Below are 11,944 nucleotides of genomic sequence, written 5' to 3' on the forward strand. Positions count from 1 at the left end.
CTAGCATGAACCGTATTGACCAGCGTTTTTCCGAATTAAAAGAGCAGGGTCGTAAGGCCCTTATTCCTTACATCACTGCCGGTGACCCAGCACCACAGTACACCGTAAGCTTTATGCATGCCCTGGTAGAAGCAGGTGCCGATATTATTGAACTTGGCGTGCCATTTTCAGACCCGATGGCTGATGGCCCGGTGATTCAGAAAGCCTGCGAACGTGCTCTTAAACAAGGCACTCGCTTAGTAGACCTGTTGGATATGGTCGCTGAGTTCCGTCAGGTTGATAGTAAAACACCTATCGTACTGATGGGGTATCTCAATCCGATAGAACGAATTGGCTACGAGACGTTTGCGGATAAAGCTGCAGACGTTGGTGTTGATGGGGTGTTGGTGGTGGACATGCCACCGGAAGAGGCTGAAGAGTTCGGCCCGCTGTTAAAACAGCGTGGTTTAGCAGCGATTTTCTTAGTTGCGCCTACCACTTCCCATGCACGTGCCGCTACAATATGCGCCCACGGTGAGGGCTACCTCTATTATGTTTCGCTCAAGGGCGTTACCGGTGCTGCTACACTCAATGCTGACGATGTAGCTGACCACCTTGCACCACTACGCGAAATGACCGATTTACCACTATGTGTTGGTTTTGGTATCCGCGACGGTGTCACTGCTGCCGAAGTGGCGAAAGTGGCCGATGGTGTAATTGTTGGCAGTGCATTAGTGAATCGCATTGCAGAAAGCGTTGATGCACCTGAAACCATAGCGGGTCAGTTAAAAAGCGTGTTGGGCGAAATGCGCACCGCGATGGATGCCTAAGCGCATTCCCTCATCGTCTACACTGAATTGATTGACGACACTCATCAAGCTTGGCACTGCTAAGCAATGACGTACACGGAAGCCTTTTTGATATGAGCTGGTTAGACAAGATTGTGCCCTCAATGGGGCGTATCCAGCGTAAAGACCGTCGTGCCAGCGTGCCCGACGGCCTCTGGCGTAAATGTCCCAAGTGCGAAGCGGTTCTCTATCTCCCTGAGCTTGAGAAGCATCACAGCGTATGTCCTAAGTGTGATCACCATTTGCGGCTGACCGCGCGTAAACGTTTGGATTGGTTCTTGGATAAACAGGGTCGACAAGAGGTTGCGGCTGAGATTGAGCCGAACGATCGCTTGAAATTTCGCGACTCTAAAAAGTATAAAGACCGTCTAACGGCTGCCCAAAAAGAAACTGGCGAGAAAGATGCACTAGTTGCTATGCGCGGCGAGTTAGACGGGCTACCGGTAGTTGCTGTTGCCTTTGAATTTACCTTTATGGGCGGCTCAATGGGAGCGGTGGTGGGCGAGAAGTTTGTCCGCGCGGCAACCATTGCCCTCGAAGAGCGCATCCCTCTTATTTGCTTTGCAGCTTCTGGTGGGGCGCGAATGCAGGAAGCCCTCTTTTCATTGATGCAGATGGCTAAAACATCGGCAGCACTTGAAAAACTCAAGCAATCGGGCGTGCCTTATATCTCCGTACTGACAGACCCCGTCTTTGGCGGTGTATCAGCGTCGCTAGCGATGCTAGGTGATCTGAATATTGCCGAGCCTAATGCGTTGATTGGCTTTGCCGGCCCGCGGGTTATCGAGCAAACGGTGCGTGAAACGCTACCAGAAGGTTTCCAGCGCAGTGAGTTTCTGCTGGAGCACGGTACGGTGGATATGATCGTGCATCGTCATGATATGCGTACTCGTGTTGGTAGTGTACTGCGTAAACTGACCCATAATATCGCTCTGCCTAACGAAAATAGTGTCAGTGAGGAAGCAGTGGTTGATGAGCCTTTGGTGGATGAAGCACCGATAGCAGATGCAGCAGACGTTGATGCGCCTGAAACATCTAGCGAAGTCAGCACCGTTAAGAGCGACGATTCAACCCGCAATGTCTAAATCTATAGCTCCTGACTCTTTAGCTTCTGACTCTTTAACTCCAGGGTCTTTAACCGAATGGTTGCACTACCTTGAAACTCTGCACCCCGTAGGGATTGATATGGGGCTTGAGCGGGTTGCTGACGTTGCCCAACGCATGGGGTTGTTAAGTCGTCCGATTGCAACGCAGGTCATTACGGTGGCAGGTACCAATGGCAAGGGGTCGACCCTTGCCATGATGGATTCCATCGCTCGTGTCCATGGTATGCGGGTGGGTACTTATACCTCCCCCCACCTTGTGCGCTATAACGAACGTGTGACGATCAGCGGCAATTATGCTGATGACCAGCAGCTAATTGCTGGCTTCAAGCGCGTAGAAGAGGCAAGGCTCCAAGTGCCTGAGATCAGCTTAACGTATTTCGAAGCAGGTACGTTGTGTGCTCTTTGGTGTTTAGCGCAGGCGGACCTTGACTTAGCGCTTCTCGAGGTTGGCCTGGGTGGCCGTTTAGATGCTGTGAATATCATTGACGCGGATATTGGTATTGTCACTACCATTGCTCAGGATCATGCTAATTTTCTGGGAACCGATATTGCGCAAATTGGCCGAGAAAAAGCGGGCATCTTTCGTGCGGCACGACCCGCTGTGTTGGGTAGCCAAGTTCTGCCCAGCAGTGTGGCTGCTGCCGCCCATGCGATTGAAGCACCGGTTTACTGCCTTGGTGATGCGTTCAGCCACTCTGCCGACGGTGGCGCTAATGCTTGTTCTGAATGGAACTGGAAGGGGATGACCTGCCAGGGTGAGGTTATTACTCTGACAGACCTTCCGGATCCGGGTTTGCCGATTGATAATGCGGCAACGGCTCTCCAAGCCCTTATACTTAGCGGATTAGTGCTAAACGCAGAGGCATGCCGTCGTGCGCTTCACGAGGTGCAAGTGCCAGGGCGTATGCAGTGGATAGGTCAGTGGTGCTTGGATGTTGGCCATAACCCCCATGCAGCCGACTATGTAGCTAAGCGACTTCCCATGATGCCTGAAGGTGGTCGGCAATGGGCGTTGATTGGGATGTTAAACGACAAGGATGCAGATGGCGTTATCAGTGCTCTGTTACCACGCATTACCCATTGGGTATGTGTAACGTTAGAGGGAGAGCGTGGTCGCCCAGCTGTCGAACTAGCCGAACGTATTGTGTCACTGGGTGGGCAAGTGCATCACTGCTCAGACTCCCCAGAAGCTGGCGTTCGCGCTATTGCTGAACAGCTGGTGCCCACCGACCGGGTATTAGTTACTGGCTCATTTTTTACAGTTGCGGCCCTGTTGGAAATGACACTGCCGCAAGCTTAATCGGCCTAACCGTTGTGCTCGCTAAGCTTGATGGAGAGGGATATGAAATACGGTAAAACGGAACGCATCAGTGGTATTGTTATCCTGTTCGCGCTGCTAGCGATCTTTGTGCCGTGGTTGATGAGTGACCCTGCTCCTCGTGAAGAACGTCCTCAACCCACCTTTGTTATTGAGCAGCCCGTTAAAACAACACAACAGGATGTTCCGATTCCGGAAATGCCGGCATCTATCAATACGACTTCAACCGCTAATGGTGATCGTGCTGAAGATAGCCCTGGGGAAAGTGTAATTAATAGTATGCCCATTGATGCTAATCCGCGGCAGCCCCAAACAAATCAAGCCAGCAGTGGCAGTACTCAAAGCGCTGAGGAAAGTGATCCCATTGCTGAATTAATGGCCGCTAATAACCGTAGTACGTCTTCAGATACCTCTTCCAGTTCATCTTCAAATGCTACTGGTCCTGCGTCTTCTTCCCAAGGGGAATGGGCCGTTCAAGTGGGAAGCTTTGGTGATGCGGGTAACGCGCAGCGTTTAAGTGATCAGCTTAGTCAGGCGGGGTTTAATACTTATCTACGCAAACGTGATAATAATCTTACCTCTGTTTATGTTGGGCCGTACGCGACCTCTGAAGATGGTGAGTCTGCGATGGCGATTATTAAGCAGCGTGCCAATGTACAGGGCTTGTTAGTACGGGTAAGAGACTAATTTATGACGCTGACTTGGATCGACGCGCTTTTCCTGGCGGTATTAGCACTTTCGATGCTAGCGGGTTTCGCACGCGGGTTTGTCAGAGAAGCCCTAGGTCTCGCCGCGTGGGTAGTCGCGTTAATGGTAGCGCGCGTGCTTGCAGAGCCGGTGGCGGATTTAATGAGCGGCTTCATTGACAGTTTTGATGCTCGCTTAGTATTGGCATTTATCTTGGTGATTTTTGCCGTCATTTTGCTCTGTGGAATGGTGATTCGTTTAGTTCACGCAGCGGTAGAGTGGGTCGGTATGGGGTTACTTAACCGGTTTGCTGGAGCCGCCTTCGGGTTTGCCCGTGGCGCTGTTATTTTGTTGGTGGCAACCGTTCTTATTACGCTAACGCCATTAGCAGAGCTACAGGCGTGGCAAGAAGCTGAGTTACGACCAACCTTTATTGAGCTCCGCGATTGGGCGGTAAGCCAGTTAGACCAGTGGGAGCGGGAGCTGCCGCAAGCCCCTGAGTCGCTTCGTGACATATCGTTGCCGGATTTTCGCGCTCGGGAAGAGCTAGTTCCACAGCCTTTTACGCCAACAAGTGAACATAGTAGCCAGTGAGTGCGTTACTTATGTTGGCGTTACGCTACGCGATGTTTAGTTTGTAATACAGTTAGCTACTGCCTACCAATGCCCGCTCTTGCGATCGAGAAATAGGCAGTGGCTCACATTCGTTTGATGAACGTACGGGTTTGCTACGGTAAACCATGGCACTAAAGCGAGGTAACTTGAATGTGCGGTATAGTGGGCCTTCTGGCCAAGCAGGCGGTAAATCAGGGAATCTACGATGCTCTGACCGTACTTCAGCATCGGGGCCAGGACGCTGCCGGCATGATGACTTGGAGCGAGGGACGCTTCCTACTGCGCAAGAGTAACGGGTTGGTTCGAGATGTGTTTCATACTCGCCACATGGCTCGCCTAAAAGGTAACCTTGGTATTGGCCACGTACGTTATCCAACCGCTGGTTCCTCTAGTGAAGCTGAGTCTCAGCCGTTTTATGTCAACTCGCCCTACGGTATTGCGCTGGCTCATAACGGTAACCTGACTAACTCTGAGCAGTTAAAGCAGGAGCTTTTCTCGACAGATCTTCGCCACATTAATACCAGTTCCGACTCTGAAGTGCTGCTAAATGTATTTGCCCATGAACTGGGCAAGCAGGGCTTGCACCTAGAAGCTGAGGATATTTTTGATGCCGTTCGTAGAGTCCATCGGCGCTGCAAAGGCGGCTACGCGGCGGTCGCGATCATCAATGGTTTTGGCATGGTGGCATTTCGAGACCCCCATGGTATTCGTCCAGTCGTCTTTGGTACTCGCCAAAGTGACGAAGGACAGGATGTCATGATTGCTTCTGAATCTGTTGCTCTAGATGTCGGTGGTTTTGAGCTGGAGCGTGACCTTTCACCTGGTGAAGCGATTTTCGTCGACATGCAGGGGCAGATTCACACCCAGGTATGTGCTGATCGACCTGTGCTGCGCTCCTGTATTTTTGAGCATGTCTACTTGGCGCGCCCCGATTCTATTCTCGATGGTGCTTATGTGTATGGCACGCGCATGCAGATGGGGCGCAAACTTGGTGACCGTATTCTTAACGAGTGGCCTGATCACGATATCGACGTTGTGATTCCGATCCCTGATACGTCGCGTACCTCCGCCCTTGAGATGGCTCAGCACTTAGGTGTGACTTATCGCGAAGGGTTTATGAAGAACCGCTATATTGGCCGTACGTTTATCATGCCGGGCCAAACACAGCGTAAAAAATCGGTGCGCCAGAAGTTGAACGCCATTGATGTTGAATTCAAAGGTAAGAATGTACTACTGGTAGATGACTCCATTGTGCGGGGTACCACCTGTAAGCAGATTATTCAGATGGCCCGTGATGCAGGTGCCCGTAAAGTGTACTTCGCTTCTGCCGCGCCGCCTGTTCGTTATCCCAATGTCTACGGCATTGATATGCCCGCGGCAACAGAGTTGATTGCTCATGGCCGGACAGAAGAAGAGGTTGGACAGCTAATTGGTGCAGATCGAATTTTCTATCAAGATTTAGAGGATTTGAAAGCAGCTTGCCGAGACGTTAATCCTGAGATGGAAGAGTTTGATTGCTCTGTATTCGACGGTAATTATGTCACTGGCGATATTGATGATGCTTATTTGGCGGTACTAGAAGCGAGCCGTAATGATGCGGCTAAAGATCAAAGTGCGGGCGACCATGCGCTGGTAGATATGCATAATCAAGATGATGATGATCTTGACGACTAACGCTATCTATTCGCGGTTTGTATCACGATTTTATTGATGTTTTGAACAAGGTGCTCAGCCATGCATGATGATAGTCACCAGAATGAGTGGTCGCTAGAGACCCTTGCCATTCGCGCGGGCCATCACCGTACGTTTGAGCAAGAGCACGCCGAGCCCATATTCCCTACCTCTAGCTTTGTTTATGAGAGCGCGGCTGAAGCTGCACGCAAGTTTGGGGGGCAGGAGCCTGGCAATGTCTATTCGCGCTTTACGAATCCTACCGTCCATACCTTCGAGCGCCGTTTGGCGGCGCTTGAAGGTGGCGAACGATGCGTGGCGACGAGTTCAGGCATGTCAGCGATTTTGTCGACTGCATTAGCATTGCTGAGTGCTGGCGATGAAATCGTGGCATCACGTTCGCTGTTTGGTTCTACCGTGAGCTTGTTTGATAAATATCTGGGCAAATTTGGCATCACGACTCGCTATGTCGAACTGTCAAACGTGTCTGCTTGGGCAGAGGCCATCAGTCCAAATACCAAACTGTTGTTTGCTGAAACACCTTCTAACCCATTGTCGGAAGTTGCGGATATTCCAGCATTAGCCGAGCTTGCTAAGCGTAGTGGTGCACTCTTGGCGATTGATAACTGCTTTTTAACACCTGCATTGCAGCGGCCACTTGCACTTGGAGCCGACTTAGTTATCCATTCAGCAACGAAGTATCTGGATGGGCAGGGTCGTGCCGTTGGCGGTGCAGTAGTTGGCAAGCACGATGTGTTGGAAGAAGTGTTTGGTGTGGTACGTACCTGTGGGCCTTGCCTTAGCCCCTTCAACGCGTGGATTTTCACCAAAGGTCTTGAGACCTTATCGTTGAGGATGAACGCGCATTGTGAAAATGCGCTTACTCTGGCGCGCTGGCTAGACCAACACCCAGCCGTTAATAAGGTGTATTACAGCGGTTTGGAAGCTCACCCCCAACATGCGCTTGCTAAACAGCAGCAGCAAGGATTTGGTGCCGTGTTAGGCTTCGAAGTTAGGGGAGGCCAAGAGGGTGCTTGGAAGGTAATTGATGCCACCAAGATGCTGTCTATAACGGGCAATTTAGGGGATGTTAAAACGACGATTACTCACCCGGCTACTACTACCCATGGACGTCTTTCCGATGCACAGAAAGACGCTGCGGGTATCACACCTGGGCTAATTCGCGTTGCGGTAGGGCTGGAAAGCCAAGCCGATATTCAGTGTGACCTTGCTCGTGGGCTAGATGCATTAGCGGCTAGCTGAGCGAATTAGCGATCGTTTTGAAAACCGGTCATTCGTGACCGGTTTTTTCTTGCCTGCTTTGCAGGAGGCGTTTATTTCCGCATCGTTTTTTACTGCTGATTTTTAAAAACGTTTTTTACGAATGATGTGTTCTGCTTTTTTCAGCGGTGTTTTAAGTATTAAAGCGGTATGCTTTATATAAGAATGTGCTTACAGCAAAGATAATTGATCGCTGTTGTGAACGAGGAAATCAAGGATGTGGCGGAATACGCAGAGTGGTTGGGGAGTCGTTAGTATTGCTCTTCACTGGCTAAGTGCACTAACCATTGTGGGACTGTTTGCTCTAGGCTGGTGGATGACAGATCTTGGCTACTACGATACATGGTATAACCAAGCGCCGTGGGTACATCGCTCGATTGGCATTATGTTGTTAATAGCTACCTTTGCTCGCCTAATATGGCGCTTGATTCAACCAACGCCCCATGCAGAGGGAAACCGCTTTGAACGTATAGCTGCCCATGCTGGTCACATAATGCTGTATGTTTTGCTGTTGTTAGTACTTGTTAGTGGCTATTTGATTTCTACCGCTAACGGACGCGGTATTAGTGTATTTGATTGGTTCGAAGTACCCGCATTACTCCATGGACTTCCCAATCAAGCCAGCTTAGCGGGCGACGTTCACTGGTATAGCGCTCTGGCACTCATCATATTAGCTGTAGGCCACGCCATCGCTGCAATGAAACACCACTGGTGGGATCGCCACGCAACACTCGTCCGAATGGTGAATCCTGCCCATAGTCGGAAACGTTAATAATGTTTTTGTCCACTGCGTGGGCAGTTAACTCGCAGTGGTTTATTAGGAAAATAAAGGAGATTTCCACAATGTTAAAGAAAACTGCTTTTGCTACTGCAATTGCCGCTGCGTCGCTAGTGACGTTTGGCCACGCGCAAGCGGCCGAGTATCAAATTGATACAGAAGGCCAGCATGCCTTTGTTCAATTTAAGATCAGCCACCTCGGTTTCTCCTATATATTGGGCACGTTTGAAGAGTTTGACGGCCAATTTACTTATGATCCAGAGGATTTAGAAGCTTCTTCTGTAGAAATGGAAGTGCAGGTGAACAGCCTGAACACTAATCATGCAGAGCGTGATCGTCACTTCTTAAGTAGCGATTTTCTTGATGCCAGTGAATACCCAACGGCCACTTTTACTTCAACTGGGTTTGAATCAACAGGTGATAATGAAGGCGTCGTAACGGGTGAGCTAACGCTTCATGGAGAAACACAGGAAATTGAAATGCCTGTCACCTTAATGGGTGAAGGCGATGACCCCTGGGGCAATTACCGTGCTGGCTTTGAAGGTAGTACCATGCTAACGCTGGGTGATTTCGGCATTGATATGAGCGATTTCCCAGAGTCGATGCACGAACTTGAGCTTTATGTGACGTTTGAAGGCATTCGTCAGTAAGCGAGTGCAGGAAACAAAGCGCCATCACCCTGATAGGGGGTGATGGCGCTTTTGTGTTGAGATTTGTGTTGCGAGTCACAGCAAATAAGCCCCATCTGGTGAGTACTAACGTTTTTTAGCAATGTGGCGTAAATCGTTACTCACTCTGTTTCGAGGAGTTATCTTTGGCAGCCGTTGATATACAGCAGCGCGAGCTGGCGATAACCCTATGGCGTCAAACGTGGCCGATGGCCATTGGGGTATTGGCGTTATTGGGTTTTCAGCTTGTAGATAGTGCTTTTATTGCGCGTTTGGGCACCGCGCCCTTGGCCGCACAGTCGTTCACCTTTCCTTTGTCATTTCTAATTATTGGTATTCAGGTGGGAATGGGAATCGCGATTGCGGCATTGATTTCGCGAGCATTAGGAGCCGGCGAGGAAGCCCGCGCAAAACGGCTAAGTAGTCTTGTATTACTTGCCGGTGGGGTCGTGATCGGTGTTCTAGTGGTGATGTTATGGCTGCTTCAGATGCCTATATTCCGCTTGCTGGGGGCAGATACTACGGCGCTGGTCTATATCCGAGCTTACTGGGGGCCTCAGCTATTTTCGGCTTGGCTAGGTGCTTTGCTTTATTTTATTTATAGCGTGTTTCGTGCCCATGGCGATACGCGGCTGCCGGGTAAGATGATGGTGCTCAGTAGTCTTATCAATCTGGGGCTGGATCCGCTGTTTATTTTTGGCATTGGTTCATGGCAAGGATGGGGGTTGCCAGGTGCTGCTTGGGCGACTGCCATTGCCTTTTCTGTCGGCCTGTTATTTAGCAGTATCAAACTAAAACGTCGCCAATGGACAACAAATATTGCGATATGGCAAGAAGCAGTGCGCTCGTGGCGCCCTTTTGCTGGGATTGCCGCTCCCGCCATGATCAGTCAATTAATGCCGCCATTGGCGGCAATGCTGGCAATTGTGGCTGTTGCTGGTTTAGGGGATGCACAGGTGGCTGCCTGGGGTCTTGCTAGCCGTCTGGAGACGCTTTCACTGATGGTAATATTAGCGATGACGATGTCGTTGCCGCCGTGGCTTGGGCGCTGCTATGGGGCAGGCGATTGGGGGCAAATTCAACAGCTTATGCGGTTGGCACTGACCGTTGCTGTCATTTGGCAGCTAAGTTTAGGTGTGCTGTTGGCGTTAGCTTCACCTTGGGTGGCGATGGTGTTAGCTGGCAATCAAGAGGTGCAAAGTGAACTTGCGCTGTTGATTCGCTTTTTGCTGCCCAGCTACGCTGCACTGGGTGTCTGCATGCTAGTGGTGTCTGCAGGTAACGCACTTGGTTGGCCCCTTCGGGCAATGTTGCTATCGAGCGCACGGCTTTTTATTTGCTATTTACCCTGCTTATGGTTGGGCACGCACTTATTTGGTTGGATAGGTTTAGCCGCTGGTGCAGCGGTGGGAAACGTGTTGGCAGGTATTGTTGCTTGGATGGTGCTACGACGTATTTTATCCCGCCCACATCGGCAGGCGGGATTCAGTAAGTCGGGCAATTAGTGTTTCTTTGGGGCTTCCTGAAAGGAGAAGTATATGAACAGCAATGCCATGCCCAAGTAACCCATGACAAATTCAGGCGCGGCGTTGAAGGCCAGCTTTGGGGCATGCATCAGTCCTACAAATGAGAAGCCTGCTGCAATGGCGGCAAACGCGGCTGCCCTACGGAATTGATGGTCGATCACCGACACGGTCATTGCACCTAGGAAGATGGCCATAAACATTGCGCCTTGACCCATAATAACAATGGCACTTGAAATATCGCTGACGACTTCACCAGCGCCTCGGTTGAAGCGTGTCATCACGTAGTTAGCAAAGTAGGGCAGCATCGCCAGAGCAATCGCTGGGTAGTAACGGGTATCGTTGGCTTGAAACGCCGTGGCAATCATCGACATGCCCACAAATACCAAGATAGGAGCCACTACCGAGACCGGAATAATGGCCGCTAAGGCCGCGATGAGGCCAAACATGGTGGCGAGTGCATAAACCGCACCGTTTAAAATGCTGTAGCCTCGTCCTGCTCCCATCCATTTCGCGCCTACTGTTGCGATATAAACGGTAGTTGGAAATACGCCGCCAAATAATGCGCCAATCATCGTGCCTGCCCCATCAACTGCCTGACATTCACGTACATCGTATTTATCGCCAGCCGCTTCCATCGCTTCAACGTTATTCATCGTTTCAATTGCGTTGTAGAGAGTGATGGGAAGCACTACGGTAAGCACTGCCAGCATGCCAGTAAATAGCAAGCCTAGCCCTTCATACCACGCCAAGTTAGGCAGTAAGGGATAAAACCCTAAATGGGTAAACGCATCGCTAAAACGCTCACTACCCGCATCGCCAATTAAATAAGCCATCGCCGTTCCGATCACAATGGCAAACAGCGATGTCGGAAGCTTAAACGGCATGCTGACACGCGCAACTAAGCCTACAATAATGATACCTAGTACCAAGAGGCCAACCACCGGCATTTCCAGGGTTTTAAACAGCATTTCACCGGCAATAAAGGTAAGTGCCACGCCTGCCACGGCGCCCAGCATGGCGGCCCGTGGAAGGTGATACTGCACCCAGCGGCCAATAATGCTAATCAAGGCTTCTATAGCGCCACTAATAAAGCAAGCGGCTACGGCAACTTTCCAGGCTAACTCTGCGTCACCCGTTAACTGCTTGGCGGGAAGCAAGACGCCGAATAGAAACACAAACATGACCGGCGTAGAGATGCCGTAGGAGAGTGCGGTGACATCGCTACGATTTTCCTTTCGCGCAAGTCTAGCTGCACTCCATGCGTAATAGAAATTGCCTGCCATAACCGCTACCGCAGCACCCGGTAGCACCTGACCATAGACAATAGAGGTAGGAAACCCCATCCCTATCATGGTGATTGCGATAATGACAAAGTTAGCAATGTTATTTTGGAACAGAGCGAAAAATGCGTCGGTATCTTCTTTTTTGTACCACGGATAGTGTGTGCCAGCAGCCGCCATGTTAGGC

11 protein-coding genes are annotated in these 11,944 nt (G+C 50.6%); 10 read left to right on the plus strand and 1 reads right to left on the minus strand.

Annotated elements, in window-relative coordinates:
* The first annotated feature begins 5 nt into the window (after positions 1 to 5).
* The 10 genes from trpA to CR46_RS0101245 all read left to right on the plus strand — a co-directional run bounded on the left by trpA (position 6) and on the right by CR46_RS0101245 (position 10,456).
* A complete protein-coding gene (gene trpA, locus CR46_RS0101200; protein WP_030069335.1) occupies positions 6 to 809 on the plus strand; it encodes a tryptophan synthase subunit alpha in 804 nt (267 codons plus the stop codon).
* Positions 810 to 901: 92 nt separating this feature from the next.
* Complete coding sequence (accD, locus tag CR46_RS0101205) at positions 902 to 1,912, plus strand: acetyl-CoA carboxylase, carboxyltransferase subunit beta (protein WP_030069337.1); 1,011 nt, start codon at positions 902 to 904, stop codon at positions 1,910 to 1,912.
* Positions 1,905 to 3,233 carry a bifunctional tetrahydrofolate synthase/dihydrofolate synthase gene (gene folC, locus CR46_RS0101210; protein ID WP_030069339.1) on the plus strand — a complete coding sequence of 443 codons (1,329 nt, stop codon included), beginning with the start codon at positions 1,905 to 1,907 and terminating at the stop codon, positions 3,231 to 3,233. The genes accD and folC overlap by 8 nt, the downstream gene beginning before the upstream one ends.
* A 42-nt stretch (positions 3,234 to 3,275) precedes the next feature.
* Positions 3,276 to 3,938 (plus strand): SPOR domain-containing protein, encoded by a 663-nt coding sequence (locus CR46_RS0101215; RefSeq protein ID WP_030069341.1) that lies wholly within the window; start codon positions 3,276 to 3,278, stop codon positions 3,936 to 3,938.
* A 3-nt stretch (positions 3,939 to 3,941) separates the two neighbouring features.
* Positions 3,942 to 4,532, plus strand: coding sequence for a CvpA family protein (locus CR46_RS0101220; protein WP_030069343.1), 591 nt, complete (start codon positions 3,942 to 3,944; stop codon positions 4,530 to 4,532).
* Positions 4,533 to 4,703: 171 nt separating this feature from the next.
* The gene (purF, locus tag CR46_RS0101225) at positions 4,704 to 6,227 is read left to right on the plus strand and encodes an amidophosphoribosyltransferase (protein ID WP_030069345.1); all 1,524 of its coding nucleotides are present in this window, start codon (positions 4,704 to 4,706) and stop codon (positions 6,225 to 6,227) included.
* 60 nt (positions 6,228 to 6,287) lie between these two features.
* On the plus strand, positions 6,288 to 7,487 hold the full coding sequence (locus tag CR46_RS0101230) for an O-succinylhomoserine sulfhydrylase (RefSeq protein WP_030069347.1): 1,200 nt from the start codon (positions 6,288 to 6,290) through the stop codon (positions 7,485 to 7,487).
* A gap of 235 nt (positions 7,488 to 7,722) precedes the next feature.
* Positions 7,723 to 8,277: a cytochrome b gene (locus CR46_RS0101235; protein ID WP_030069349.1), complete on the plus strand. Its 555-nt coding sequence runs from the start codon at positions 7,723 to 7,725 to the stop codon at positions 8,275 to 8,277.
* 71 nt (positions 8,278 to 8,348) lie between these two features.
* Positions 8,349 to 8,933 (plus strand): YceI family protein, encoded by a 585-nt coding sequence (locus CR46_RS0101240; protein ID WP_030069351.1) that lies wholly within the window; start codon positions 8,349 to 8,351, stop codon positions 8,931 to 8,933.
* A gap of 164 nt (positions 8,934 to 9,097) precedes the next feature.
* Entirely contained in the window at positions 9,098 to 10,456 is a 1,359-nt protein-coding gene (locus tag CR46_RS0101245) for an MATE family efflux transporter (RefSeq protein WP_030069354.1), read from the plus strand.
* Here the strand turns inward: CR46_RS0101245 and CR46_RS0101250 are convergent.
* Entirely contained in the window at positions 10,453 to 11,937 is a 1,485-nt protein-coding gene (locus CR46_RS0101250; protein ID WP_030069356.1) for a uracil permease, read from the minus strand. The genes CR46_RS0101245 and CR46_RS0101250 overlap by 4 nt on opposite strands.
* Positions 11,938 to 11,944: the final 7 nt, after the last annotated feature.

Source organism: Vreelandella neptunia (assembly GCF_000712975.1).
Classification (GTDB): domain Bacteria; phylum Pseudomonadota; class Gammaproteobacteria; order Pseudomonadales; family Halomonadaceae; genus Vreelandella; species Vreelandella qaidamensis.

Bases quoted from the DNA above. Each gene is read 5' to 3' on its own strand.
- purF (WP_030069345.1), top strand. From the start codon at position 4,704: ATGTGCGGTATAGTGGGCCTTCTGGCCAAGCAGGCGGTAAATCAGGGA.
- folC (WP_030069339.1), top strand. From the start codon at position 1,905: ATGTCTAAATCTATAGCTCCTGACTCTTTAGCTTCTGACTCTTTAACT.
- CR46_RS0101240 (WP_030069351.1), top strand. From the start codon at position 8,349: ATGTTAAAGAAAACTGCTTTTGCTACTGCAATTGCCGCTGCGTCGCTA.
- CR46_RS0101250 (WP_030069356.1), bottom strand. From the start codon at position 11,937: ATGGCGGCTGCTGGCACACACTATCCGTGGTACAAAAAAGAAGATACC.
- CR46_RS0101220 (WP_030069343.1), top strand. From the start codon at position 3,942: ATGACGCTGACTTGGATCGACGCGCTTTTCCTGGCGGTATTAGCACTT.
- accD (WP_030069337.1), top strand. From the start codon at position 902: ATGAGCTGGTTAGACAAGATTGTGCCCTCAATGGGGCGTATCCAGCGT.
- trpA (WP_030069335.1), top strand. From the start codon at position 6: ATGAACCGTATTGACCAGCGTTTTTCCGAATTAAAAGAGCAGGGTCGT.
- CR46_RS0101230 (WP_030069347.1), top strand. From the start codon at position 6,288: ATGCATGATGATAGTCACCAGAATGAGTGGTCGCTAGAGACCCTTGCC.
- CR46_RS0101215 (WP_030069341.1), top strand. From the start codon at position 3,276: ATGAAATACGGTAAAACGGAACGCATCAGTGGTATTGTTATCCTGTTC.
- CR46_RS0101235 (WP_030069349.1), top strand. From the start codon at position 7,723: ATGTGGCGGAATACGCAGAGTGGTTGGGGAGTCGTTAGTATTGCTCTT.